Below are 26,591 nucleotides of genomic sequence, written 5' to 3'. Positions count from 1 at the left end.
TTTTCTATATCTTCAACCTCTGTATTTTGAATATGTTTATATTCATTTTCTATTATATTTTTAAATAATTTAACTTGATCTTTAACTTTCACTTTAAAATTCTCCAATCTTTCTTATGTTTTCCTCTTGATTTCATTGGAGCTATAGTGATATCCTTAAGGTGCGAATCTTAGAGGGTATCACTACAACCCTGAGGCTAATGTATGTATTTTTACATTAGTCTTTTTTATTTAATCTATAATTATTTTCAGTTCCTTTTATTTCATAAATATGTCCTTTGGTTCTTTCTGCTATTCTTCCACCTAAAGCCTTATCAATTTTAATTAAATCATTTATAAATAACTCACTACTAATCATCATTGGTAATTTACTGCTATATCTATAATTTATTATTTCTAACATTATTCTTATATCAGAATCTGTATAACCACCTTTAAACAAATCATCTATAACTAATATTTGAGATTTTTTATATTTGTTTACCTTTCCTTGATATACTTCTGAATTTAATACATTTTGCTTTAATTCTATTAAAGTATCTATATATGATATATAAGCTATATCTATATTTTTATTTGTCACAAAATTATTAATTAAAGCTGATATTAAATGAGTTTTACCACTTCCACTCTCACCTAATAATGCTAATGAGTTATTATCAGTATCCTTTATTTTGTCAAATGCTAAATAATAACTTGTTGCAACTTCCTTCATGCTCTTAATAGATTTATTCCAAGCTTCAAAGGTTGTAAAACTTGTTTTTAATTGCTCATTACTTAAACCTGTTTTAATTAAAAGCTCTACTGCTCTTTTTTCTTTAACACATTTACACTCTAAATATACATTTCGTTTTGTATCTTCTATCCAACCAGTATTTTTACATAACGGGCAACTAAATGAGTTCTCCACTTTCATACATTCGCTTGTAATCTTCTTCTGTATAGCTTGGTCCTTTATATTCTTCTGGTTTATAGTTAATGTCTTCTGAACCCTCTGTAAAACGTCCTCTATCTTTGGTGATATTCCCTTTGGTATTTCCATTTTTCCTATCTCCTTTCTTCCATTCTTCATAGTTAATCTTATTAGAACCTTCTTCCATGAATGTACTTATGCCATTCTTTCTATTTAAGAAATCGCTTAAGCTCCATTTATAATTAAAGTAAAACTGACTATTTAATATTTCACTATAAGTATTTATAGCTTGGACTACTTCATCTAGCTTATAATTCTTTAATACCTTTTCTATTGCCTTTTTAATTACTGGACTTAAAATCTTATGCTTAATTATCCCTTTAGAGTTCCAATAATCAAATATGATTTTTATATCTTTGCTGCACTCTTCTTTTATTTCTTTTTTCTTAGATTTTAAATTCTTCTCTAACTCTTTTAATAAGTCTAAATTAATGAGACCTTTATTCTTAAGTTTCTCTAATTCCTCTTTTATAAGTTCTTTTGAATATTTACTTTTTATTTTATTAAGTAAATCACATTCTAATTCCTTATTAATTTCATTAACATAAGTTTCACTATCTAAAGGACTATATATATTTAATTGTTCTTTCATTGTTAATTCATTGTTAGTACCCTCATTTTGACGGTTACCATCACCGTCATTTAAGCAGTTATTATTACTGTCATTTTGTAGGTTACCGTCATTTAAGCAGTTACCGTCATTTTGTAGGTAATCTGTTAATAATAGTTCTATATTTAATTGATAATAGTTTCTCCTTTTTATTGTTTGCTTAGAAAATATATTCTTTTCTTTTAAACTTTTTAAAGCCTTAATAACTTCTCTATCATTATGATAAAACCATTCTTTCTGTATAGTTTTTATTGATGGCTTACATATTCCAGTTTTCCAGTTATTATGATTAATTAAAGATATTAAAACCATTTTTTCTACTCTATTAAGCTCTACTGGTATATCATTATAAACAATTCTATTCATAATCAATAAAGCATTAACATTGCTATTCAACACCTCCTTACTCATTCTCCACACCTCCACTTATCTTATGCAAATATACCTCTGAAAGCTTTTAAATCTTGCCAATTTGGTTTTTTATTTAGCTCGATACATAAATCCATATACTTCTTAAATATCTTAAAATCCATTTTAAACACCTCTCTATTTATTAGTAGTTATCATTAATTCAATATTACTTAGATTACCTTTTATAGCTCCTAAAATAAATTCATAATGCTTAACTTTACCTTCTAATTCCTTAATATAAATTTCTCTTTTAAGCTCTTCTTCACTTGTAGTAATTCCTAAATATTCATCTACTGATTTACTTTCAATAGACCACTCTTTTCCTACTTTCTTGGCTTTAATTTCTCCTCTTCTGCATAGCTCCCTAGCATATGGAACAGTAGCACCTATTCTATTTGCTACTTCTTCAATCTTTAATACTTTACTCAATTCTCTCCCTCCAATTATTTAATATCTTTCGCAACTTATTGCAATACTTTAAGACTAGAATCCTAATAGAACTTAGTTCATCTTATTTGATTAATAGATGTGATTTTTGATGTCACTTAAATTGACTTCTAAATAAATTAATTTTAGATATGCATAATATACTTATATAAATTATTCCTCTTCTGAAATAATCTCTGTTACATCTACATTTAAAGCCCTTGCTATTAATCCTATTGTTTTAGGTGTAGCTGTTACCTTTCCATTAATAACCCTTGATATTGTTGCCCTTGATAATTTAGTTATATTAACTAAATCATTAGTTGATAAACAAGCTCTTGCCTGTATTAACTTTAATTTATTCAAATTTAAATTCATTTTTACACCTCCTTATTGTTACATATGTAACTTATAATTCGATTATAGTGACATAGGTAACATATGTCAACTATTTTTTTATTTTTGTATACATGTGTAACATTAAAATGTTATAATATCTTTAAAAGGAGGTGCAATATTGTATAATATTCGTAAATTTAGAAAAGAAAGAGGAGTTACTCAAGCTGAATTAGCTAAAAATATTGGTGTATCCCGTTCTACAATTGCTAAATATGAAAATGGAGAACGTACCCCTTCTTTATCAACATTACAAAAAATTGCTGATTTTTTAAAAATTTCGATTAGTGAATTTGGTATCAATTTACCACAAGGTTCTAGGATCATTGATCCATCAACTTTTTTCGAAAATATACCTGCTTTAAAAGATATATTTTCTTCAACTTCAAAACAATCTAATAATATTTCTAAAGATTCATTTTTAGATTTTGAGGATTATGAAGAAGATGATGTGTTAACAGATACTCAAATACGTAATATGCTTATCGATATAATAACTGTATTATTTAATCAAAATAACATATATCCTTCATTTGAAGAACTTAATACTCTCGAAGAAGAAATAAGAGAATACATTCTATTTAAAGCACATTTAATTAAAATAAAGAAAAAACAAAATAACAAAAAAGAAGAGGTGTAAACGCCTCTTCTATAAAAACATTTACCTCAGTTTAAAGTTTGATTCAGAAAATTATTAATTTTTTAATTTTATCGAAGGAAAAGCCACTCTCGTTAAAATTTTATAATTCAATTTTGATTTTCCAATCTTAATAAAAATTTAATTTCTACTTTTACTATAAAAATTATTTAGGTGGACGAAATTTTCCGCTGAGCTGATGAAGTAACATTTCGTTACTCTATATTTCATCCAATCATTATCGAAGTAACTTACTTGTACAGTAAATGACAAAAAAGTTTTATATTAAAGAGTAGTGTTATATATAACTTATCACTACATAATTATTTAGATATCATATAAAATAAATACTAACTTAATAAGGAGAGGATTTTTATGAGAGAAATTGAAAGTTATACAGAAAAAGTTTTTGAAGATATAAAACATATAAATGAATACGGACAAGAGTATTGGTATGGAAGAGAATTAGCTGATGTTCTTAAATATTCTAAATGGGAAAATTTCAAAAAAGTTATTAACAAAGCTAAAGAAGCTTGTATCAATAGTGATATGAATGAATTAGACCATTTTGCTGACGTCAGGAAAATGGTTCTATTAGGTTCTGGAGCTCAAAGAAAAATTGAGGATATAGAATTATCAAGATATGCTTGTTATCTTATAGTTCAAAATGCAGATGCTAGAAAAAAAGTTGTTGCTTTAGGACAAACCTACTTTGCTATACAAACTAGAAAGCAAGAACTAGAAGAAAATTTTGAAGAACTTTCAGAATGTAGAAAAAGAATAGCTATAAGAAATGAATTAAAAGAACATAATAAAATCCTAGTTGATACCGCTAAAGAATCAGGTGTAGAAACTAATCTTGATTATGCTATATTTCAAAACAATGGTTACATGGGTTTATATGGAGGTCTAAAAGCTAAAGATATTCATACTAAAAAAGGCTTAAAAAAGAGTCAAAAAATACTTGATCATATGGGAAGTACAGAACTTGCAGCAAACTTATTCCGTGCAACTCAAACAGAAGAAAAATTAAGACGAGATAAGATTAAAGGAAAAGAAAAAGCAAATCAAGCACACTATGAAGTTGGTAAAAAGGTTAGACAAACTATAAGAGATTTAGGTGGTACTATGCCTGAAGATCTTCCAACACCTAAGAAAAGCATAAAACAAATTGAAAAAGAAGAAGCAAAAAAACTTAAATCAAAAAAATAATTATATTTAAAATAAAAGGTAATAGTATATAGAATTTATTATTACCTTTATTTAATAAACGAGGTGATATTATGGCAAGTTTTAAACAAATAGCAAAAGGTAATTGGCAAGTTGTTATTTCCTTAGGCAATGATCCAGTTACTAAAAAAAGAATAAGAGTTAAAAAACAAGGATTTAAAACTAAAAAAGAAGCAGAAAAGTTTGTTAATGATTATAATACAAAAGTTAATAATGGATTTTTACTTCCTAAATCAAAGAATATATTACTTAAAGATTTCATTTTAGACTGGTTTAATAACCATAAAGTATTATCTATAGGTGTTAATACTAGAAACCATTATATAAGCCGAATTAACACTTATATAGTACCTTTACTAGGTAATTATAAGCTTACTGAAATTGATACATTAACAGTACAGAATTTTTATAATCATTTATTAACTAAAGAGCAACCATTAAAACCCTCTTCTGCTAAAAAGGTAATAGAAACTCTTAATAATTGTTTAAAGTATGCTAAAAAATTAAAATTAATATCATTCTTGCCTACTGACATTGAAAAAGTATATATGGAAAAACCTAAAATAGAATATTGGTCTAAGGATCAATTAGATTTCTTCCTGGATAAAATGCAAGGAACTTATTTATACTTTCCAGTCTTATTATGTGCTTTAACTGGTGTTAGAGTAGCTGAATTATGTGGATTGAAATGGTGTGATGTAGATTTTGAAAAAGGATATTTAAATATTAATAGACAAGTAATAAGAGATGAATCTACTAAAGAGCTTTTATGTACGGATAATTTAAAGACTAATGGCAGCAACAGAACCATATCTATACCAAACATATTACTTAATGAATTAAGCCTTAGAAGAGGTAATCCTAATGATTTTATAATACTAAATAGACAAGATGAAATATGTAATCCTAGGAATCTATCAATGGACTTTAAAAAGAAAGTATCTAAATACCCTAATTTACCTCAAATAACTATACACGGATTAAGACATACTCATGCTACTTTATTAATATTAAATGGTGAAAATATAAAAATAGTATCTGATAGGTTAGGTCATAAAGATGTAACTACAACATTAAATACATATACTCATATCATGGAAGAAATGAAGGATAATACAGCTGAATTATTAGATAATTTATTCAATAAAAAAGGTGACTAAATACTCGAAAAAAACTTTTAGTCCCCTTTTTGTCACCTTTTAAGCAAAATAAAAAGGCTTAACCCTCACAGTTAAGCCATTCTTTATGTATAAGTGGCACTCCCAACAGGAATCGAACCTGCATCTATCCCTTAGGAGGGGATTGTTCTATCCATTAAACTATGGGAGCTTACTATTTAAATTTTATTATAGTAACATAAATATGTCAATTAAAAAAGTAATTTTTTTACAAAATAAATAAAGATAGCATATGCTATCTTTATTATTGTTCAACATTCTTCTTTCTTCTTAATAATGTCACAACAGTTGCTAGTATAGGTACTGATAAAGCAATTGCCCCTGCTGACACTAACCATTCCATTGGTGGTATTCTTGTAAGTGTAAATATTTCTCTTCCTATTGGAGTAATAAATCCAAGAAGTATTATTCCCATCATTAACGTTACAAGAAGAATCTTAAATGGTGTTATAGGTAATGCTACTTTAAATAATATTACAAGACTTACTCCTGCAAGCATAAGCACTGAAAGTGTTCTTGCAAGCTCAAGTGATGCGCCTCCATATTTATAGGATATTACAAAAGTAGAGGATACAAATATTGCTATAAGCACACCATTTGGAATACTAGCAGTTAATATTCTCCCTAAGAAACCTTTTTTCACTCTTTCTTTATTTGGAAGCATTGCTAAAAATAATGCTGGTATTCCTATTGCACAACTTCCAATAAGTGAAAGTTGTATAGGTTGTATTGGAAATGGTAAAAGTAATATTGAGAATACAACAGCCAAAATTATTGAATAAGTTGTCTTTGTTAAGAACAACTGAGCAACTCTTTCTAAATTATTTATTTGTTGTCTTCCCTCAGCTACAACCTTTGGAAGTGCACTAAAATTTGACTTCATAAGAACTAATTGCGATACAGCTTTTGCTGCATCTGAACCATTTGCCATTGCAATTCCACAATCCGCTTCTTTAAGTGCTAATACATCATTAACACCATCACCCGTCATAGCTACAGTATGCTCATTTTCTTGAAGAGCAATTACTAAAGCTTTCTTTTGATGAGGTGTAACTCTTCCAAACACACTATATTTTTCAACTTCATTTTTAAGATCTTCCATATTATCCGGTAAATCTCTTGCATCTATATAATTCTCTGCACCTTCTACACCAGCTCTTTTAGCTACTGCAGAAACTGTAACTGGGTTATCTCCTGATATAACCTTTACTTTTACTCCTTCTTCCTTAAAAAATCTTAAAGTTTCTGGAGCATCTTCTCTTATTATATCTTCAATAAGAACTATAGCTACCTCATTTATATCTGATAATTTTTCATTCTTCAATGTTTTAATATTTGACTCCGCTAAAATTAAGACTCTTCTACCTTTTTTAGCTTCATCTTCAACTTGCTTTTTAACATTTGAATATTTATCTCCCATTACAATTTCAGGAGCTCCAAATACCCAAGTTCCTCTATCTTTTGTAACTATCCCACCCCATTTTCTCTTTGATGAGAAAGGTACTTTTTCTACTATTTCAACATTTGAATCTTCTTTATATTTATCCAATATAGCTTGTTGAGTTGGATTTTTACTAGGAAGGTTATGTGAAATAGAAGCTAAAATATCATCTATATATTTATTATCATAATTTGATACATTTTTTATATCTATAAGCTTTAAAGCTCCTTCTGTAATTGTTCCTGTTTTATCTACACATAATACATCAACTCTTGCAAGAACTTCTGTTGCTGAAAGCTCTTGAACTAGTGTGTCATACTGAGAAAGCTTTATTATAGCAACTATAAACGTTGCACTTGTTAAAAGTACTAAACCTTCTGGAACCATTCCTATAATACCTGATACAGTACCTATAACAGCATCTTGCCAACTTGACTTTATAAATATAAGTTGAGTTGTTGCAAGTAATATACCAATAGGTATTATTAATATTAAAAGTACCTTAAGTATTTTATTTAATGAATTTTGAAGTTCTGAATTTGTTATTTTAAACTTTCTAGCTTCATCTGCAAGCTTTGATGAATATGTATTTGATCCAACTTTAGTTACCTTCATATAACCATCACCTGCAACTACAAAGCTTCCTGATAAAAGTTTACTATTACATCTTTTATGTATTGGATCTGATTCACCAGTAAGCATTGATTCATCAACTTCTAGTTCGTTACCTTTATATACTATACCATCTGCAAGTATTTGATCCCCAGTTTTTATGTGTATAATATCATCCTTTACTATATCTTCTATACCTATTTTTTTAATTTTTCCATTTCTAATTGCCATACAATTTGCTTCACTTATAACCGATAATTTTTCAATTATATTTTTTGCTTTAACCTCTTGTATAACACCAATTAAACTATTTACAATTATTACTCCTGCAAATATAGCATTTTTAGGTGAACCTGCAATTATTACAGCTACTGCAAGAACTAGATTTAAAGCATTAAACATAGTAAAAAAGTTCGATCTTAAAATTTGCAAAAATGTTTTTGATGGAGCTTTTGGCAGTTTATTTACATCACCATTTAAAACTCTTTTTTGTACTTCTTCATCTGTTAATCCTTGTATATCTTCATACTCCACTTTATCTTCAACTCTCTTACATTCCATTATATAACTCCTTTATTAAGTTGTATTTTATATACAATTAGTTTAATTTACTAATCTTAATTTAATCTTAAATTTTTAAGAATATATAATAAACTTATCCTTAAATACTAATATAAAGTTTTTTATTATTACTATAATTCTTTTAAAATTTCATTTAACTTATCATACTTATAAAAACTAATATTTAAAATTCCATTATCTTTACATTTATTATAAAACTTCTTTGCATAAACCTCACCATCTAATTCACCTGTTACTATCCATTTTTGAATACTATTATCTAAATTCATTACTTTACTTATTACTTTATTTTTATCAAAACTCATATAAATTGGATTTTTTATTATATAAACATTAAATCCACGTTCTGAAAGTTTACTCATTCTAGGTATGTAAGAATTTATATCTTTATTATTTTTAGGATATATTATGTATCCTATAAGCCCATTTCTATTTTTAGGAGTTAAAACCACTCCATTATTAAAGTTACTAACAGATATAAATCTTTTATCCACAAAATTTTCTAAATATAATCTATCTGATTGTGAATAACTTATTTTTGAACATATGAAAATTCCTAAAAATAAAAAAATAATAATATTTATTATAAGAAAGCTCTTTAATTTTTTCATATATATCTCTCCTATCTTATTTATATTATTACCAATAAATTTATAAACTCTCTATTTTATTATTTATATTTTTAAATATATACATAAAAAAATCTTTAGTCCTTTAAAAGTTTTAAGAATTATAATATACTTCTCTTATGGGATTTATTTCTTATAAATGAAAAATTCAAGAGAGGATGGATATTATGCTAAGAACAATACTTTTCTATCCTGGAATAATACTTAGCTTAATTATTGCACCTTTAGCTTTAATTAAAATAAAATATTTAGAGCATAAAGGTAAAGATAAAGAAAGAACTGAAGCTATATTTAAAATAACTTCTTTTTGGGCAAAATATGTTATGTGGCTTAGTGGAGCTAAGGTTAAAGTCTTTGGAGAAGAGAATATTCCTAAAGATGAAGCTGTTTTATTTGTTGGAAATCATCAAAGCAATTTTGATATTCCACTTATAATGAGTAGTATTAAAGTTCCTAAAGGATTTATTGCAAAAAAAGAACTAGAAAAATGGCCAGGCATAAGTATGTGGATGAAATATATAAGATGTGTATTTATGGACAGAAGTAATATAAGAAAATCTGCAGAAGCAATAGTTCAAGGTATCCAAACTTTAAAATCTGGATATTCAATGGTAATCTTTCCTGAAGGTACTAGAAGTAAAGGAAAACCTGTTGCTGAATTTAAGGCTGGAAGCTTTAAATTAGCACTAAAATCAAAAGTTAAAATAATTCCATTTACAATTAATGGTTCATATAAACTTTTAGAAGCAAATGGAGGAAAAATAAAAGCTTGCCCAGTAGAAATATATATTCATAAACCTATTGATACAACTAAATTATCAAAAGAAGAAATAAGTGAATTACATACTACAGTTAGAAATATCGTAGTATCTGACCTACCAAAAGAACAACAATAAAAAGATGGACTTATTAATCCATCTTTTTTATTAATATTTTATTATATTGTTCACAATTTTTTTGTTAAATTTTTCATATTTATCATATATACTATAACTTATTCGTATGTTCATAAAAAAATTAAGATGGAGGTGTAATTTTTTATGAAAAAAATTCTTATAGGTTTACTTATTTTAGGTAATGTATTTGTAGTATCAGGTTGTAATAAAGGTTCAAATCAACTAAATCAGAATAATTCAACTACTCAAGTAGAAGAAGAATCTCCTAAAAGCGATAATCAAACTGTTGTAGATGAAAGTAAGCCTGATGATAAAACTACAAATAAAGAAGAATCAAATAAACATGAATCTATAAATGAAGATTCAATTAATGATAAATCTAAAACAGATTTAAATAACTCAAATGATACTTCTACTAAAACTAACGAAAAAAATACAGAAAATAATGAGTCAAAAAATAATAAATTAAATAATAATACTTCTAATAAAGAAACTAATGATAAATTAACTTCTAAAAAAGAATCTGTTAAACAAGATCATAAAAATACTCCAAGCGACAATAAAGTTGTTGAAAATAGAGTAAAAGAAAAAACTAAGAATAATGAATCTACTCAAGATACTATGTCCCCTTATTACGGAACATGGTCAATAGATAAGGTAATTGGTCACACTTTATATTCAACAAACAATACAAGTCCGTTAAATAAAACATTAGTTATTTCTAAAAATAAATATGTTAATAATGCATTTAATGTTAAAATTGATAAACCAAAATATTTAATAACAAAATTATCCGAAAAGGACTTTTGCAGAGGTTATAAAATGGACTCTCTTAAAGGAACTGGGCTTAATGAAGGTCCTATTACAGCATTAGATATTACAAGTTCAACTGATCCAAATAGTGACTTTGATGAACTTTATATTCAAAATGGATATCTAATATATTTACAAGACGGAGTTTTCTTTAAATGTAGTAAACGCTAGAAAATAGTATCGACAATGTCGATACTATTTTTTTATTAATATCTATATTTACTTTTCTCATATTTCTTATATTTAATAATTAAAGTATCACTTATCAAATTAAATATAAATCTTTATAAACACATTATATATTATCCAATTTAAATAAAATTTGTTATATAATATAAAATATAGATTTAATTTGAATATATGTATTTAATTTTCACAAAGATTAAAGAAAGTCAATATCAACATTCAAAAATAACAAGTTTTTTAAATGTAAATTTATTATATTTAAATATTTTTTTCACTTTATTAATTTCTTCATTTTTATTAGTTTTTCATTGTATTTTTACAAATTTAATATTATTTTTATCCATCTGTTTAATAAATATATGTCCCTCTATTTTAAAATCTTTCTCCCTGTGTTTTATTTATTTCTTCATCTATGTTATTTACTTAACTTTTCTTATTAATTGCTGTACAATATAGAAGTTGTTTTAATATTTTAATAAAAGGTGGTATATTTTATGACTATGCAAAAGCTTTTAAGTAAAACTAGACAAGCTATTAATGATTTTGAACTTATTCAAAATGGAGATAAAATTGCTGTTGGTCTTTCTGGAGGGAAAGATAGTTTAACTTTATTGCATATATTGAAAAACTATCAAAGATTTTCTCCTGAAAAGTTTGATTTAATAGCTATAACATTAAATCCTGGAAATGTTGATAACGCTCCGCTTCATGAGCTTTGCAAATCTTTAGGTATTGAATTTCATGAGATAAAAACTAATATAGCTGAAATTGTATTTGATATAAGAAAAGAGAAAAACCCTTGCTCTTTATGTGCTAATTTAAGACGTGGCGCTTTAAATGATAATGCTAGACGCCTAGGCTGCAATAAAATAGCTCTTGGACATCATAAAGATGATGCACTCGAAACTTTTATGCTTTCTATATTTTACGAAGGAAGAATTAATTGTTTTTCCCCAAAAAGCACTATGGAGAAATATGATGTAACTCTTATAAGACCTATGGTTTATATAGAAGAATCTATGATAAAAAAGGCTGTTCGTGAATATAATTATCCTGTTATAACTAATCCTTGTCCAGCTGATGGTAAAACTAAAAGAGAAGATTTAAAAAATCTTATAAGAAATATGAACAAAGATATCCCTGGACTTAAAAAAAGTTTATTTAGCGCATTAAATAACTCTGAACAATTGTTTATATGGGATAAAAATGAAATTAGGAGGATGTAATATTGTATAAATCAATTAATAATAAAGGAAAAGCTATTATATTTATGTTGTTAGCTTCCTTCTTTTTTACTACTATGAATATGTTTGGTAAACTAGCTTCTGGCATAACCCCTTACCAAAAAACATTCATAACTAATGCTGTTGCAACTATAGTTGTGTGTATAATTATTAGCAAAAGAAAAGCATCATTTTTAGGAAATAAAGAAAATAGAAAATATCTTTTTTTAAGAGGAATTATGGGTACTATATCAATATGCGCATTTTATTTTTCACTAGATTATTTATTATTATCTGATGCTACTATGTTAAATAAATTAAGTCCATTTTTTGCTATAATTTTTTCTTTTCTTTATCTTAAAGAAAAAATTACTGCTAAACAATTATTTTTACTTATTTTAGCTTTTAGTGGTAGCTTATTTGTAATAAAACCACATTTTAGTTCTTCAATAATCCCTTCATTAATGGGTATAATTGCTGCAGCAACTGCTGGACTTGCTTACACTATGATTAGAGTTATTGGAAATAAAGAAGATTTCTTTACTGTTATTCTTTCATTTACAGGTATTGCAACAATAGTATGTTTTCCATTTATGTTTATTAATAATTCAGGTTTTACTAAAAATAATATTTTATATATGATACTTGCAGGAATTTGTTTTATATTAGGACAAGTTTTTCTAACCTTAGCTTATAGAAATGCTCCTGCATCTGAAATATCTATGTTTGATTATGCAGGCCTTATAATAGCTGCTGCTTATGGATTTATATTATTTAGTGAAATACCAGATATTTTATCAATAATAGGTTACTTAATAATAATAATTGCATCATTTTTTAATATATTAGCTAAAAAAAACTCATAAAAAAACTCTCATACAACGCTATTTGTATGAGAGTTTTTTATAAATAATATAGATTTTATATAATTATATTTCTCTAAAAGTGAATTTGTACTAACAATAATGCTGATGCAAATACAGCTATAATAATCATCAATGGCATTATAAACTTAAGCCATTTATTATACGTAACATCTACCATAGCTAATGTTGCAAGTATAAGTCCAGTTGGTGTAATAAATGCTATAAGTCCTTGACCAAATTGATATGAACTTACTATTGCATCTCTTGGAAGTCCTACAGTATCTGCAAGTGGTGCCATAATAGGTATAGCAAGAACTGCAAGTCCTGATGATGATGGGATAAAGAATCCTAATATAATAAATATTATAAGCATTAATATTATAAATATAGATCCATTCATACCCTTAACTCCATTTGAGAAGAAGTTAAGTAAAGTATCTGAAATTTGACCATTTTCAAGAACCAAATTTATAGATCTAGCAACTCCAATTATAAGTGCAACTCCAACAAGATCTCCTGCTCCAGATATAAAATTATCTACAAATTCTTTTTCACTTAATGTTGATATAAATCCAAGTATTATAGAAACAACTAAAAATAAAGCTGTCATTTCTATAAATCCCCAATGTTTAGCTGAAACTCCATATATCATAACCACAAAAGATAATGCAAATATTATAAGCATTAATTTTAATCTAAAAGTAAATTCAGGGACATTTTCATCATCTTCTTTTAAATATTTAGCTTCTATTTCTGCTTTTTGATCATATATAATTGACTTAGTGGGATCTTTTTTTACATTATTTGCATATCTAACAATATAAACTATAGTTATTATTGTTGCTATTATAAGTCCTGTAAATCTAAAATTTAATCCCTCTGTAAAATTAATACCTGCTGCATTTGAAGCTATTACAGATGAAAAAGGATTTACTGTTGAGAACATTGTACCAATTGATGACCCCATATATATACTAGCAATACAAACAAGTGCATCGTAACCTGCTGCTAAAAATACTGGTATTAATATTGGGTAAAGAGCTATAGTCTCTTCTGCCATTCCAAAGGTAGTACCACCAGCTGATATTAATATAGTAAATAATATTATAAGTAAGTATTCTTTTCCTTTAGTGGCCTTTGAAAGACTTGCTATACCTGCATTAAAAGCACCTGTAGCATTTAATATACCAATAATTCCTCCTATAACTAGCACAAATAGTATAATATCAACAGTATCATAAGTACCTTGTATTGGTGCCTCAATTATTTCTTTAATTCCCTGTGGTTTTTGTTGAACCCTTTCATATGTGCCTGGAATAGCAATAGGCTTATTAATACTTTCATCTTTAAATTTATCTATACTTATTTTTATTCCTAGTTTACTTAATGTTTCTTGAGTTGCCGGTTCTGAATGTGCATCTCCATTTGGCATAGTAACGCTGAAATTATTATCATCCTTATTATATGTTAGTTTTGCATAAGATCCAGCTGGAACTATATAAGTTAAGATAGCTGAAATTATTAAAACTATAAATAAAACTGTAAAGGCTGTAGGGAAGCTTAACTTTTTCTTTTTCTTTGTCATAACATCTCCTCCTTTGTATAATAATAAATAATATATTTTTTAACAATTATATCAAAAATTTGTTTATAACTAATGAACAAACAAATAACATTCAGAATGTTTATGCACAAATATTTGAATAATTATTAAAGATTTAGGAGGTATTTTTATGAAAGAAATTGTATTAGCTGGTGGTTGTTTTTGGGGTGTTGAGGAGTTTTTATCTAGAATAAATGGTGTAATAAAAACAGAGGTTGGTTATGCAAATGGAAATACATTAAATCCAACATATGAAGATGTATGTTATAAAAATACTTACTTTGCTGAAGTTTGTAAGGTTATATATGATGAAAATACTTTATCACTACAAAATCTTCTTAAAAAATTTTTTACTATAATAAATCCAACTTCATTAAATAGACAAGGAAATGATGTTGGTAGTCAATATAGGACTGGTATATATTATTTAGATGAAAAAGATATTCCAATAATTCAATCAATAAAAAAAGAAGAACAAACTAAATATTCTAAAACCATAGTTACTGAAGTTAAACCATTAAGAAATTATTATAAAGCTGAAGATTATCATCAAAATTATTTAAAGAAAAACCCAAATGGATATTGCCATATAAAATTAGATTAAAAAAGGCATATACAATTTATTGTATATGCCTTTTTAATATAAACATTTTATAGTCTAGATAATTTTTCACCCATCATTACACCCATAGCTGAAGCCATCATAAGACCTCTAGTCCAACCACTAGAATCTCCTAGACAATGAAGCCCCTTAATATTTGTCTCAAAGTTTTCATCAATTATTACCTTATTACTATAAAATTTTATCTCCGGTCCATAAAGTAATGTTTCCTCACTTGCAAAGCCTGGAACTACAACATTTAATGACTCTATAAAATTAATTATATTAGTCATTGTTCTATATGGTATAGCTGATGTTAAGTCACCTGCAACCGCATCTGGTAGTGTATACTTTACATTTGATCTATATAATTCATTTGGCCAAGTTCTCTTTCCTGCTAATATATCTCCATATCTTTGAACTAATATACTTCCATTACCTAGCATATTTACAAGTTCAGCAACCTTTTTCCCATATTCAATTGGTTGATTAAATGGTTCTTCAAAATTATGTGAACTAAGTATTGCAAGATTTGTATTATTTGATTTTTTATCTTTATAGGAATGTCCATTAACTATAGCTAAATTATTATCGTAATTTTCTTGTGATACAAAACCTCCTGGATTTTGACAGAATGTTCTAACCTTGTCCTTAAATGGTGCTGGATATCCTATAAGCTTTGATTCATAAAGAACCTCATTTACCTCTTCCATTACTTCATTTCTAAGTTCAACACGAACCCCAATATCTACTGTGCCAGCCTTATGGTTTATTTTATGCTCTATACACATATCTTTAAGCCAATCAGCACCCTTTCTTCCTGTTGCAACAACAACCCTATCTGCAAATATATTTTCATCTTTTTTCTTACTTAAAGAATCAGTTACATTAACCCCTTTAATTTTTCCTGACTCTATAATTAGATTTTTAACTTGTGTATCAAATCTAATTTCAATTTCATTTTTAATTAAATATTCTTGTAATCTTAAATATATCTTTTGTGCTTTTTCCGTTCCTAAATGTCTTATAGGACAATCAACAAGCTTTAAATTTCCCTCTATTGCCTTTTTTCTTATTTTTTTAATTCCCTCTGGATTATTTACACCTTCTACTTTATTATCTGCCCCAAATTCTAAATATATTTTATCAGTATAATCTATATATTTCTGAACTAAATTGCCCCCTATAAGCTCAGGTAAATCTCCTCCAACCTCATAATTTAGTGATAGTTTTCCATCTGAAAATGCTCCTGCTCCAGAAAAACCTGTTGTTATATGACAATAAGGCTTACATGAAACACACTTATTAGTTTTTTCTTTAGGACAACTTCTTTTATCTATACTTCTACCTGCTTCTATCAATAATATTTTTTTATTATGTTCCCTTTTATTTAGTTCTAAAGCAGTAAATATCCCTGCAGGACCTGCTCCAACTATAACCACATCATACTTCATAAAACTACTTCCCTCCATAATTAAAGAAATATATTGTTTTCCTATAGCCAATAGCTCTTTACGGTAGCTTGGTAGAAACATCTCACCATATTAGAGATTTATATAGGACTTAATATTCGGATTTTTAATATATTTAATCCTTACATCTGAATTGTAATCTATATCAATATTAAAATCAAGTATTTTTACGAATTTTATTTTTTTATATAAAAATATTATTCGTATATTTAAAATATTATTTCTTTTCGCATTAATTAATTTATATAAATAAAAAAGAGTTGCTTTTAAAGCAACTCTATATTTCTATTTAAATTGTAATTTTTCAATTAATGGCATAATATATTGTTTCGAATCTGAAGGAACTTTTCTTATTTCTAATTCAATTCCTCTGTCATTTAAATTTTTAAATGCCTCAACATCAACATTATCTACTGAAACTGCATTTTTTATTTGTTTCTTTCCTTTTTTAAACGACATTCCACCGATATTTACACTCTTAATATCAACACCTTGTTCTATCATTTTTACTACATCTGTTGGATTTGTAAAAAGTAATAAAACTTTATCCTTAATGTGTTTAGAATTATTATAAACTTTTATTGCTTTATCTATGCCCAAAACATATGATCTTACTCCAGGAGGTGCAACTTGTGTTAATAATGTCTTTCTAATTTCATTGTTTGCAACTTCATCATTACAAACTATTATACTTTGACATCCAGTTTCCTTACTCCAAACCGTAGCTACTTGACCGTGTATTAATCTATCATCTATTCTTGCTAAAACTATTTTCATTATAAATCATCCTCCAGCCACTTTTGTATTATTTATATAATCAACCTTAAATTTCATATTCACAGTTTTTATGTTAAGTAATCTTTTTAAACTTTTAAAAAATCGTATTTTGAAAAATTTTCATCCTTTCCTAAAATAACACGAATCATACCTATCCCTCTTTTCTTTAGTTATAATTTACATATCTTATATTTAAAAGGCAATTTTCATGCCAAGGTTGTGTATTAAATAATTAATTTTAACTATAAATTATTAATTACTTTATAGGAGATAAGTTTTAAAAATTTTTATTAATACAATTTATTTTATTTTTGATACTCTTTTAATTGTATATTAATATACTTTTTAATAATTCGTATAAATTTTAATACTATAGTAAAAGTATTTCTGCTAAATAATATATTTCATCATCACTTAACTGTAAATTTAAAGTTTCCTTAAACATATATGTTGCTTGTTTTATTCCATTAACTATACTTTCATCAAGATTTTCTTTATCATATGAATATTTAAGTTGATCATTAGTTAATACTCTTTCTAAAGCACAGGCTGTATGAAGTACTATTCTAACCTTCATAGAATTTGTAAAATCTCTATGTGTTATTTCTTCTAATATATTTGTAAATTCTAGCAATAAATTATTTATTTTATCAGGGTTTAAATATGTCATTGTTTCTTTTAAGCTATCATAACAAAGATTACTTAATACAATATCTTCTTGTATTTCATCATCTAATAATAAGCTTTCACCCTTGAATATTCTTTCTATAATTTTTTCACCCTTACCTGATATAAGACTTTCAAGAGATATAAACGGTATATTAAGCTTTGGATCTATACTTCCTACTATTGATAAAACCTTATTATTTTTTCTTATTTCTTTTATCTTTTCTTTACAGTTTTTAATTCCTATTGGTATAACCTCAACATTTTCATCTGATATATTCTTTACTATATCAACAACTAATTCTTTAAGTTTAATTGCAGCTCCTTTTCCACTAGAGCATACTGTTATTATTACGCCCTTATTTCTACTTGTACTATCATTTTCTTTTTTATTAATGCTGTATCCCTTAAATTCTTTTAAGTATTGATATAATCCTTCTAAATCAACATCATTTAATGATGATTTTCTAGCAGCTTCTAATACAGTAGGTGTTGATACCATATCAAGTGTTCTTATTTTTATACCAGTTTCCTCATATATTATATTACCAAAACTATTTAATGAACCCATATCAACAAGAAGCATTACTCCTCTTCCTCTATCTATTTGTTTTACCTTCTGAGTAACAAATTCTAAGGTTTCCTTAGGGCTTATCTCAAGAGGCATATCAACTGCCACTATATTATCACTATCAAATAATTTAACAGCTACATTAACCATACTACTTGCAGTACTACTTCCATGTGTTGCAACAACTACTCCAACCTTTTTATTTGTATCATTATCTTCTATTGATGTTAATAATATTGTTATGTATATAGCCTCACCTTTTGGAATTTGTGTATTAAAATATTTTTCAGCTTTTTTACATATTTCTTCTGCAACTTTATATTCTTTAGGATATTCTTTTATTATATCTTGCATTTCTTCATAATCTGGTTCTATATGTTGATTTAATCTATTGAAAAAAGCACTCATATGTAAGCTTATTGCATATAAAAATCTATCATTGTAATTTCTTCCAAGCCTTTCTTCAGCTAAGGCTTTAATTTCTTGAGAGAAATTTATTATTTTTTCATCAACAATTTTTAATAAACCTTCTCTTGAATATTTATCATTTTTGATTCTATCATAAAAACATTTTATATGTACTGTTATATCTGTAGTTATAAATTTATTTATAGCCTCTTCATCCATACCTTCTTCTCTTAAAATTGAGGCTTTATCTTCTATTATCTTATAAAGATTAAATGGCGGATCATAATTACTTTCGCCTTCTAATAATATTGCATTTTTATCTGGATTTATAACTAATTCAGATGAAACTAAATTTATTATCTCTTCTTTTTCTTTCATTCCTGAACTTATTCCAAGAAGTCCACTTTGAATATTATTTGGCATCATTTTTAAATTTATATCAATATAGTTTTCCCCATTAATACTGTTTAAAAATCCCTTAGCACATAGTAATTGTATATTTGATTTTAATTGTCCTATGTTACCAAAAGTAGTACTTCCTATAAGAGCCTTAATAGCTTCTACTGATATTTTTATTGGTTTATTCACCCTTACAGCTTCATTATGGAAAAGATGTTTTATAATATCTATTTTATCTGCAACTGATCTTTCTTCAAAACTAGGAATTCTAATTGTTATAGGTATTCTTCTAACAAAAGTGCTAAGTAACGCTGAGTTTGGATCTTCAGTCGTAGCACCAATAATTAATACATTTGCTTTTCTTTTTCTTTCTGTTTCACCTAATTTATTAAATGTTCCTGTATCCATAAAATAAAATATCATTTCCTGACCTTCTGGTGGTAATCTATGTATTTCATCTAAAAATAATATACCTCCATTAGCTTTTTCAACAATACCCTCTTTATCAGAATCTGCTCCAGTAAATGCACCTTTAACATGTCCAAATATATATGATAAAAGAAGTTGTGGATTATTATAATAATCTGCACAGTTAAATACTATAAAAGGAGAATTTTCATCTAACTTTCCAATATATTTTGCATAACTATACATTATGTTTGCAAATAAACTTTTTCCTACTCCCGTTGGCCCTACTATTAAAGTATGTAATCCATTTGGTGGATACATAATTGCAGCTTTAGCTTGTTCTACTTGTGTTTTTAAACTAGTATCACTTCCTATTAAATAATCAAAAGGAGACTTTTCTTTTGTTTCTTCTATTGGTTTTATTAATGATTCTATGTCTTCTATTTCTGTCACTTCATTCGAAAGTATTACATTAAATAATTCTTCAAATATTTTTCTGTCAAAATATCTTACAGGTCTACATTTAATTTTAATTGCTCTCTTATCTCTACAAAGATCATTAAGTTCTTTACTTACATTATTTCTAAGTATTCCAAGTTCATTACCAATTTCCTGAGCACTTACCCCCATACATTTATCTAAGTTCTCTCTTGAATAACTTGAACAAACCTTATTTAAGTAATTATAAACCTTTTCTATTCTCTTCAAATTTATAGTCCACCTTTCTTATAAATTCATATACTGTGATTGTAAACCTTACAATACTTCTATTTCAATTTAATTGACTACTATACTAATATTTTAACGATTTGTTAACAACTTGTCTTTATATTATATAAAAAATATATAAAAAACTATATTAAAACTTAATTTATATAAATAAATTTTAAGCTTTAATATAGTTTTAAATAGTCTATTTTTTAAAATTGATAACTTCAACATTATCTATTATTGCTATCTTTCCATTCTTTATCATAGAAGAAGCTATTTCTAATATTTTTTCTACCTTATCCTCTCTTGCAACAATCTCTATAACTATTGGTAGTTTTCTTGAAAGAACTTCTAAAAAGTCTGAATGAATTTTTTTATCTTCACCAAAACCTTCAATTCCTCTTATTATTGTTGCACCTGATACTCCACTCTCTTTAAGCTTATCAATAATTGCTGTATAAAGTGGCTCTCCTTTATATTTATCATCTCCTTGAATGAAAATTTTTATTAATTTACCAGTACTTATTTCTTTCATCCTAGCACACTCCTTTTAATCCAAACTTATACTAATAACTTAGCAATAGACATTCCTATAACAACTCCAATAAAACTAAATACAATATTTAACCCTAAATTTAATACGCCTAACATATATTCTCCTGAATTTAACATACTAACTGTTTCATATGAAAATGTTGAGAAAGTTGTAAGACCACCCATCATACCTGTTGTTAAAAATAATTTAATATTAGGGGATATTATGGCTGTATCTAAGCTAAGTCGCATCACAAGTCCTATTATAATTGCACCTAAAATATTTGCTATTAAAGTACCATACGGGAAATTTGGACCAAATATTTTTGCAGCATTTATTGATATTAAATATCTAAGAGCTGCGCCTATAAATCCTCCACAACCAACTATAAATATAAGTTGAATCTTTTGCATTTTATTCACCTCATTCTACTATATTTATTATAACCAACAAAAAAGCTAATGCCCCTACAGATATATATAAGAATCCCTAATCTGTAGGAGTCATTAGCTAATTAAAGCGGTTAAAGGTTAACTCCATAACCTATAATTACATCTAAATATAATTATATTATATTGTCTATCAACTATTATTTCAATTTAAGTTTCTGTTAATACTACTCTTCTCCGTAAAACATCTTCATATCATCTTCTACATTTGTTATTCCACCTATTCCAAAGTTTTCAACTAAAACTTTAGCTACATTTGGTGAAAGGAATGCAGGTAATGTTGGTCCTAAATGGATGTTTTTAACTCCTAAATGTAATAATGATAATAATACTATTACAGCTTTTTGCTCATACCATGCTATATTGTAGCTTATTGGTAATTCATTCACATCATCTAATCCAAATACTTCTGCAAGTTTAAGTGCTATTACAACTAATGAATATGAATCATTACATTGTCCAGCATCTAATACTCTTGGAATTCCATTTATATCTCCAAGTGGTAACTTATTATATTTATATTTTGCACAACCAGCAGTTAATATTACAGCATCTTTTGGTAACTTTTGTGCAAATTCTGTATAGTAATTTCTTGATTTTGCTCTACCATCACATCCTGCCATTACAAAGAATCTCTTTATAGCACCTGATTTAACTGCATCAACTACTTGGTCAGCTAATGCTAAAACTTGATTATGAGCAAATCCCCCAACTATTTCTCCCTTTTCTATTTCTGTTGGAGCTTCACATTTTTTAGCTAATTCTATAATTGTTGAGAAATCTTTATATCCATTCTCATCAGCTTCTATATGTTTGCAACCTTCATATCCAACTGCACCTGTTGTAAATATTCTATCTCTATATGAATCTTGAACTGGTGTAATACAGTTAGTAGTCATAAGAATTGGTCCATTAAATGATGCAAACTCTTTGTTTTGTAACCACCAAGCATTTCCATAGTTTCCTGCAAAATTTTCATACTTTTTAAATTCTGGATAGTATTGCCCAGCAAGCATTTCACCGTGAGTATATACATCTACTCCTGTTCCTTGTGTTTGCTCAAGTAACATTTCTAAATCTTTTAAATCATGTCCTGAAATTAATATACCAGGATTTTTTCTAACTCCAATATCAACTTTAGTTACTTCAGGATGTCCATAAGTTCCTGTATTCGCTGCATCTAAAAGTGCCATCCCATCAACACCAAATTTACCTGTTTCTAAAGCTAAAGCTGTTAATTCATCAACTGTTAAACTATCATTTAAAGTTTGAACTAAAGCTCTTGCCATAAATTCGTGAATTTCTTCTTTATCATAACCTAAGTTCATAGCATGTTTCATATATGCTGACATACCTTTTAAACCATAAATTATAAGTTCTCTTAAGCTCCTTATATCTTCATTTTCAGTTGATAATACTCCAACTTTTGATGCTTTTTCCATCATTTCTTCTTCAGTTTCTTCTTTCCAAGTTGCACAACCATAGAAATCATCTCCTACTGGATTTCCGCCTGCCGCTTGTACTTTTTCTTTTAATTCATCTCTTAAAGATAAGGTTTCTTTAACTCTTTTTTCAATAGCTTTAAAATCAAAGTTAGCATTAGTTATTGTTATAAATAAGTTTTCAACTATGTATTTATTTATTTCATTACTTACAATTCCAACTTTTCTTCCTTCATGAGCTACTGTAGCTAGTCCTTTTGTTACATAAACTAAAAGATCTTGAATCTTTGCTACATCTTCAGTTTTTCCACAAACCCCTCTTATTGTACATCCCTTACAGCCTGCTGTTTCTTGGCATTGAAAACAAAACATTGACATATTATTTCCTCCTATTTATCTTAATTGTTTTATATTTAATATTGATTTTAAAAAATTATTTTATAGATGATATTTATTTTTTCTTTTTAGAATATACAAATTATACAATTAATTTTTTCTATCTCTCTGACAATATTGAGTATACTACTCAGATTTTTTTTATTCTGTAACATTAGTTACAAGAAAAAAATATTTTTAATGAATATCATTATTATTAACTTTAAATAATTCTTCTTTTCTTTTCATTTCAAATCTTCTTATACTTTTTAAGAATCTCCATGTTAATATTCCAAAATTACTCAAATCATTTATATAAAAATTAAAATATTTACTTTTAAACAATGCTTTATATAATTTCTTATAAAAATATTCTCATAAAAATAAAAAGCAATATAATAATATAAAATTTATTTTTTAAATTTATATTATTATATTGCCTATAAAATTTTAATTATTTTGATAGTTTACTGAATATCTTTCAATCTATTAATATCTTTTATTATTATTTTTTTATTCCCCTCAATTTCAATTATATTCTTATATTCAAACTTTGATAATTTTCTACTTATAGTTTCCCTAGTAACACCACAATAATTTGCCATATCTTCTCTTCCTAAAGGTAACTCAATAATAATCTTATTATCAATTTTTTCTCCATATTTACTTATTAACTGAACAAGCATATTTGCTATTCTTGAATCAATGTCTTTTGTTGCAAGTAATTTAACCAAATTTTCTGTTTCTGATAACTTTTTTGTTAAAGATCTTAAAATTTTAATAGCTATACTTACATCTTTCCTTATAATATTTTCTAAATTTTCTTTTGACAAAATAAATATTTTAGAGTTTTTAATAACTGTTGCTGTAAAATCACTTATTATATTATTAAAAAGATTTGTTTCACCAAAAAAATCTCCTTGATTTAGCACATATATTATTTGTTCTTTACCATCTGTTGTCATTTTTGAAATTTTTATTTGTCCACTTATAATAAAAAATAAACTTTCACAAACTTTACCCTCTATACAAAGAACATCACCTTTTATATATTCTTTCTTATTTAATAATTTAATTATTTTTTTTATTTCATAATCTGATAAATCAGAAAATATAGATATATTTTTAGCACAAATAAAACTTATTTCTTTATTATATTTACATAGATTTTTCATAGCGTCCTTCTTTCTTAAATTAATAAAGTATAATATTTATTTGATTTTGTATAATTAATTTTTATTTTATATACTCACCAATTTAATTTATTTAATTGGTGAGTAATTTTCAAAAAGTATTTATTCATTATTTAGTCAATATATTTGCTATTTCCTTCATATCATTATTGTTTACTTCTTCAAATCTATACCTTTGTTTGCACTGTGGATACTTTTCTTTATCAACCTCACTTAAAAACATCTCTTTAGGTCTGACAAACATTCCAAAATCACCATATAAAGCCTTATATACAACTAATTCTTCCATTGTTTCCGAATGCTTAGCAACATCAATAACTAAATATAACTTTCCTTTAAAATGTTTAACTAATTTTCCTTTTAAATTACTTATATCTCTATTCATAAACTACAACTCCAATCTTAACCTTAATATCAATACTTTTATAATTATGCTACTAATTTATAAACTAAATCTTTATTTCTATATAAAAATAATCATAATAAAAAACTACATATTTTTACCTATCAAAAACTAAAGATTTAAAAAATGCAAAAAACTCTCTAGCATATAATGTAGGAATCAGATACCATTTAGTATTACTACTATAAAAAGTAACATTATCATAATTATTTCTTTTTGCTAATATAAAACTCCTTAAAACATGAAAATCTGTAGTTACTATCTTTACTTTATAATTATCAATACTATTTCCTGTTATATTTTCAATTTTTGCTTTAGAAAACTTAAAATTTTCAAAAGTATTTGTAGCTTTGTCTTCCATTATTATGTCATTTTTAATTTTCTTATCAATTAAATAATTTTTCATAGCCTCTGCCTCGGTTATAGATTCTCCTGGTCCCTGTCCACCAGAAACTATTATTTTTCCATCAAAATTAGATTTATTAACATAATCTATTGTTGCATCTAATCTATCCCTTAAAGTTGTTGTTATGCTATCTCCCCTTAATCCAGCTCCAAGAACAATTATATAATCACTACCATCAATATTTTTCTTAGGATACATTATTATTGCTCCTTCAACTAAAATAATTATAGATATTCCTATAAATAAAATTATTTTTATACCCTTAAATAATTTCTTCATAATCAAATATTCTTTTATTTTATATGAAAAAATATAATAAATACCTAATATTAATCCTAATATTAAATAAAATTCACTAAATGTAGTATAACCAAACATTATATTTATAAATCCATAATACGCCAAACATGTTATTCCTAAAATAAGTATTAAAATATTTAAAACCTCCCCCCATAATTTAATAATATCATATAAAATAATACATTTGCTAAAATGTTAGGTTCTTTAATGTTTATAAAGTATAAAGATATTAAAAATTAAATCATTATAGATTTAAGAAGAAAAACAAAATTTATAACTATTAACATATCACAGTATAATATTCCTATAATAAATGAAGAAAAATATAAATTAATTTAAAAATTTTATCCATATCAATTTTTATAATAATAAAAAGTTTAATTTCGAAAATAAATGAGATTATAAATGAATTAATAAAATTATATATGTAAAATCACTCTTTAATAATTGCATATTCTAGAGATAAATTAAGAAGTCCAATAATATATATACTTAATTTATATATACTAAAGTAATCAGAAGAAAGAACTGTAAGATATTACTTAATAGCATAAAGCTATTATTTATAAAAATAAAATATATAAAAATAATTTTATATACGAAAAAAGAGATAGTTAAAACTATCTCTTTCTTGTTCTCACCTGGCAACGTCCTACTCTCCCACACGGTCACCCATGCAGTACCATTGGCGCTATAGAGCTTAACTTTCCTGTTCGGAATGGGAAGGAGTGTTTCCTCTATGCCATCATCACCAGATATTCAGA

The 26,591-nt window shown here is 26.1% G+C and carries 24 protein-coding genes, 1 tRNA gene, 1 rRNA gene and 2 riboswitches; of the genes, 8 read left to right on the top strand and 18 right to left on the bottom strand.

Features of this window, described 5'->3' with window-relative positions; all coding sequences use genetic code 11:
• Positions 1-216: 216 nt before the first annotated feature.
• From AC4FQ1_RS12760 to AC4FQ1_RS12745, 4 genes are all read right to left on the bottom strand, one after another.
• Complete coding sequence (locus AC4FQ1_RS12760) at positions 217-915, bottom strand: ATP-binding protein (protein ID WP_491169835.1); 699 nt, start codon at positions 913-915, stop codon at positions 217-219.
• Positions 893-1,993: a hypothetical protein gene (locus tag AC4FQ1_RS12755; RefSeq protein ID WP_491169834.1), complete on the bottom strand. Its 1,101-nt coding sequence runs from the start codon at positions 1,991-1,993 to the stop codon at positions 893-895. Before AC4FQ1_RS12755 ends, AC4FQ1_RS12760 begins: the two co-directional genes overlap by 23 nt.
• 135 nt (positions 1,994-2,128) lie before the next feature.
• A complete protein-coding gene (locus AC4FQ1_RS12750) occupies positions 2,129-2,422 on the bottom strand; it encodes a helix-turn-helix domain-containing protein (protein ID WP_491169833.1) in 294 nt (97 codons plus the stop codon).
• Positions 2,423-2,593: 171 nt separating this feature from the next.
• On the bottom strand, positions 2,594-2,797 hold the full coding sequence (locus tag AC4FQ1_RS12745; protein ID WP_491169832.1) for a helix-turn-helix transcriptional regulator: 204 nt from the start codon (positions 2,795-2,797) through the stop codon (positions 2,594-2,596).
• Positions 2,798-2,936: 139 nt separating this feature from the next.
• Between AC4FQ1_RS12745 and AC4FQ1_RS12740 the strand changes: the two genes are divergently transcribed.
• From AC4FQ1_RS12740 to AC4FQ1_RS12730, 3 genes are all read left to right on the top strand, one after another.
• Positions 2,937-3,455: a helix-turn-helix domain-containing protein gene (locus AC4FQ1_RS12740; protein WP_491169831.1), complete on the top strand. Its 519-nt coding sequence runs from the start codon at positions 2,937-2,939 to the stop codon at positions 3,453-3,455.
• 372 nt (positions 3,456-3,827) lie between these two features.
• The gene (dinD, locus tag AC4FQ1_RS12735) at positions 3,828-4,664 is read left to right on the top strand and encodes a DNA damage-inducible protein D (RefSeq protein ID WP_491169830.1); all 837 of its coding nucleotides are present in this window, start codon (positions 3,828-3,830) and stop codon (positions 4,662-4,664) included.
• A 71-nt stretch (positions 4,665-4,735) separates the two neighbouring features.
• Complete coding sequence (locus AC4FQ1_RS12730) at positions 4,736-5,842, top strand: site-specific integrase (RefSeq protein WP_491169829.1); 1,107 nt, start codon at positions 4,736-4,738, stop codon at positions 5,840-5,842.
• 94 nt (positions 5,843-5,936) lie between these two features.
• On the opposite strand, the gene AC4FQ1_RS12725 is transcribed toward AC4FQ1_RS12730, so the two are convergent.
• The 3 genes from AC4FQ1_RS12725 to AC4FQ1_RS12715 form a co-directional block, all read right to left on the bottom strand.
• Positions 5,937-6,011: transfer RNA gene (locus AC4FQ1_RS12725), tRNA-Arg, on the bottom strand.
• A 93-nt stretch (positions 6,012-6,104) separates the two neighbouring features.
• Positions 6,105-8,474, bottom strand: coding sequence for a cation-translocating P-type ATPase (locus AC4FQ1_RS12720; protein WP_491169828.1), 2,370 nt, complete (start codon positions 8,472-8,474; stop codon positions 6,105-6,107).
• 131 nt (positions 8,475-8,605) lie between these two features.
• Positions 8,606-9,106: an alpha/beta hydrolase gene (locus AC4FQ1_RS12715; RefSeq protein WP_491169827.1), complete on the bottom strand. Its 501-nt coding sequence runs from the start codon at positions 9,104-9,106 to the stop codon at positions 8,606-8,608.
• Positions 9,107-9,291: 185 nt separating this feature from the next.
• On the opposite strand from AC4FQ1_RS12715, the gene AC4FQ1_RS12710 reads away from it, so the two are divergent.
• From AC4FQ1_RS12710 to AC4FQ1_RS12695, 4 genes are all read left to right on the top strand, one after another.
• Positions 9,292-10,020, top strand: a complete 729-nt coding sequence (locus AC4FQ1_RS12710; protein ID WP_491169826.1) for a lysophospholipid acyltransferase family protein — start codon at positions 9,292-9,294, stop codon at positions 10,018-10,020.
• Positions 10,021-10,164: 144 nt separating this feature from the next.
• Positions 10,165-11,004: a hypothetical protein gene (locus AC4FQ1_RS12705; RefSeq protein ID WP_491169825.1), complete on the top strand. Its 840-nt coding sequence runs from the start codon at positions 10,165-10,167 to the stop codon at positions 11,002-11,004.
• A gap of 515 nt (positions 11,005-11,519) precedes the next feature.
• Positions 11,520-12,245 carry a tRNA 2-thiocytidine biosynthesis TtcA family protein gene (locus tag AC4FQ1_RS12700; protein WP_303130277.1) on the top strand — a complete coding sequence of 242 codons (726 nt, stop codon included), beginning with the start codon at positions 11,520-11,522 and terminating at the stop codon, positions 12,243-12,245.
• A gap of 14 nt (positions 12,246-12,259) precedes the next feature.
• Positions 12,260-13,108 (top strand): DMT family transporter, encoded by an 849-nt coding sequence (locus tag AC4FQ1_RS12695; RefSeq protein WP_491169836.1) that lies wholly within the window; start codon positions 12,260-12,262, stop codon positions 13,106-13,108.
• Between the two features lie 73 nt (positions 13,109-13,181).
• Here the strand turns inward: AC4FQ1_RS12695 and AC4FQ1_RS12690 are convergent, their stop codons facing one another.
• Complete coding sequence (locus AC4FQ1_RS12690) at positions 13,182-14,693, bottom strand: YfcC family protein (RefSeq protein ID WP_491169824.1); 1,512 nt, start codon at positions 14,691-14,693, stop codon at positions 13,182-13,184.
• A gap of 148 nt (positions 14,694-14,841) precedes the next feature.
• On the opposite strand from AC4FQ1_RS12690, the gene msrA reads away from it, so the two are divergent.
• On the top strand, positions 14,842-15,315 hold the full coding sequence (gene msrA, locus AC4FQ1_RS12685) for a peptide-methionine (S)-S-oxide reductase MsrA (protein ID WP_491169823.1): 474 nt from the start codon (positions 14,842-14,844) through the stop codon (positions 15,313-15,315).
• Between the two features lie 47 nt (positions 15,316-15,362).
• On the opposite strand, the gene AC4FQ1_RS12680 is transcribed toward msrA, so the two are convergent.
• The 10 genes from AC4FQ1_RS12680 to rrf form a co-directional block, all read right to left on the bottom strand.
• Positions 15,363-16,766: an NAD(P)/FAD-dependent oxidoreductase gene (locus tag AC4FQ1_RS12680; RefSeq protein ID WP_491169822.1), complete on the bottom strand. Its 1,404-nt coding sequence runs from the start codon at positions 16,764-16,766 to the stop codon at positions 15,363-15,365.
• Positions 16,767-16,790: 24 nt separating this feature from the next.
• Positions 16,791-16,892: riboswitch (purine riboswitch) on the bottom strand.
• Between the two features lie 177 nt (positions 16,893-17,069).
• Positions 17,070-17,561, bottom strand: coding sequence for a mannose/fructose/sorbose PTS transporter subunit IIB (locus tag AC4FQ1_RS12675; RefSeq protein WP_287565452.1), 492 nt, complete (start codon positions 17,559-17,561; stop codon positions 17,070-17,072).
• A 370-nt stretch (positions 17,562-17,931) separates the two neighbouring features.
• Positions 17,932-20,721 carry a sigma-54-dependent transcriptional regulator gene (locus AC4FQ1_RS12670; protein WP_287565454.1) on the bottom strand — a complete coding sequence of 930 codons (2,790 nt, stop codon included), beginning with the start codon at positions 20,719-20,721 and terminating at the stop codon, positions 17,932-17,934.
• A gap of 205 nt (positions 20,722-20,926) precedes the next feature.
• Positions 20,927-21,259, bottom strand: coding sequence for a DUF190 domain-containing protein (locus tag AC4FQ1_RS12665; RefSeq protein ID WP_491169821.1), 333 nt, complete (start codon positions 21,257-21,259; stop codon positions 20,927-20,929).
• Between the two features lie 26 nt (positions 21,260-21,285).
• Positions 21,286-21,672, bottom strand: a complete 387-nt coding sequence (gene crcB, locus AC4FQ1_RS12660) for a fluoride efflux transporter CrcB (RefSeq protein WP_491149328.1) — start codon at positions 21,670-21,672, stop codon at positions 21,286-21,288.
• 77 nt (positions 21,673-21,749) lie between these two features.
• Positions 21,750-21,812, bottom strand: a riboswitch (Fluoride riboswitch).
• 63 nt (positions 21,813-21,875) lie between these two features.
• Entirely contained in the window at positions 21,876-23,528 is a 1,653-nt protein-coding gene (gene hcp, locus AC4FQ1_RS12655; RefSeq protein WP_491169820.1) for a hydroxylamine reductase, read from the bottom strand.
• Positions 23,529-23,992: 464 nt separating this feature from the next.
• Positions 23,993-24,700, bottom strand: coding sequence for a Crp/Fnr family transcriptional regulator (locus AC4FQ1_RS12650; protein ID WP_491169819.1), 708 nt, complete (start codon positions 24,698-24,700; stop codon positions 23,993-23,995).
• Between the two features lie 127 nt (positions 24,701-24,827).
• Positions 24,828-25,103: a DUF1653 domain-containing protein gene (locus AC4FQ1_RS12645; RefSeq protein WP_491169818.1), complete on the bottom strand. Its 276-nt coding sequence runs from the start codon at positions 25,101-25,103 to the stop codon at positions 24,828-24,830.
• A 115-nt stretch (positions 25,104-25,218) separates the two neighbouring features.
• Positions 25,219-25,932 carry a YdcF family protein gene (locus AC4FQ1_RS12640; RefSeq protein WP_491169817.1) on the bottom strand — a complete coding sequence of 238 codons (714 nt, stop codon included), beginning with the start codon at positions 25,930-25,932 and terminating at the stop codon, positions 25,219-25,221.
• Positions 25,933-26,466: 534 nt separating this feature from the next.
• A 5S ribosomal RNA gene (rrf, locus tag AC4FQ1_RS12635) occupies positions 26,467-26,583 on the bottom strand.
• Positions 26,584-26,591: the final 8 nt, after the last annotated feature.

The organism is Clostridium sp. TJA020, assembly GCF_058310295.1.
The sequence above is the reverse complement of the archived record's forward strand: the minus strand, read 5'-3'. Positions and strand labels throughout refer to the sequence as shown.

Bases quoted from the DNA above. Each gene is read 5' to 3' on its own strand.
- AC4FQ1_RS12760 (WP_491169835.1), bottom strand. From the start codon at position 915: ATGAAAGTGGAGAACTCATTTAGTTGCCCGTTATGTAAAAATACTGGT.
- AC4FQ1_RS12755 (WP_491169834.1), bottom strand. From the start codon at position 1,993: ATGAGTAAGGAGGTGTTGAATAGCAATGTTAATGCTTTATTGATTATG.
- AC4FQ1_RS12745 (WP_491169832.1), bottom strand. From the start codon at position 2,797: ATGAATTTAAATTTGAATAAATTAAAGTTAATACAGGCAAGAGCTTGT.
- dinD (WP_491169830.1), top strand. From the start codon at position 3,828: ATGAGAGAAATTGAAAGTTATACAGAAAAAGTTTTTGAAGATATAAAA.
- AC4FQ1_RS12730 (WP_491169829.1), top strand. From the start codon at position 4,736: ATGGCAAGTTTTAAACAAATAGCAAAAGGTAATTGGCAAGTTGTTATT.
- AC4FQ1_RS12720 (WP_491169828.1), bottom strand. From the start codon at position 8,474: ATGGAATGTAAGAGAGTTGAAGATAAAGTGGAGTATGAAGATATACAA.
- AC4FQ1_RS12715 (WP_491169827.1), bottom strand. From the start codon at position 9,106: ATGAAAAAATTAAAGAGCTTTCTTATAATAAATATTATTATTTTTTTA.
- AC4FQ1_RS12710 (WP_491169826.1), top strand. From the start codon at position 9,292: ATGCTAAGAACAATACTTTTCTATCCTGGAATAATACTTAGCTTAATT.
- AC4FQ1_RS12705 (WP_491169825.1), top strand. From the start codon at position 10,165: ATGAAAAAAATTCTTATAGGTTTACTTATTTTAGGTAATGTATTTGTA.
- AC4FQ1_RS12700 (WP_303130277.1), top strand. From the start codon at position 11,520: ATGCAAAAGCTTTTAAGTAAAACTAGACAAGCTATTAATGATTTTGAA.
- AC4FQ1_RS12690 (WP_491169824.1), bottom strand. From the start codon at position 14,693: ATGACAAAGAAAAAGAAAAAGTTAAGCTTCCCTACAGCCTTTACAGTT.
- msrA (WP_491169823.1), top strand. From the start codon at position 14,842: ATGAAAGAAATTGTATTAGCTGGTGGTTGTTTTTGGGGTGTTGAGGAG.
- AC4FQ1_RS12680 (WP_491169822.1), bottom strand. From the start codon at position 16,766: ATGAAGTATGATGTGGTTATAGTTGGAGCAGGTCCTGCAGGGATATTT.
- AC4FQ1_RS12675 (WP_287565452.1), bottom strand. From the start codon at position 17,561: ATGAAAATAGTTTTAGCAAGAATAGATGATAGATTAATACACGGTCAA.
- AC4FQ1_RS12665 (WP_491169821.1), bottom strand. From the start codon at position 21,259: ATGAAAGAAATAAGTACTGGTAAATTAATAAAAATTTTCATTCAAGGA.
- crcB (WP_491149328.1), bottom strand. From the start codon at position 21,672: ATGCAAAAGATTCAACTTATATTTATAGTTGGTTGTGGAGGATTTATA.
- hcp (WP_491169820.1), bottom strand. From the start codon at position 23,528: ATGTCAATGTTTTGTTTTCAATGCCAAGAAACAGCAGGCTGTAAGGGA.
- AC4FQ1_RS12650 (WP_491169819.1), bottom strand. From the start codon at position 24,700: ATGAAAAATCTATGTAAATATAATAAAGAAATAAGTTTTATTTGTGCT.
- AC4FQ1_RS12645 (WP_491169818.1), bottom strand. From the start codon at position 25,103: ATGAATAGAGATATAAGTAATTTAAAAGGAAAATTAGTTAAACATTTT.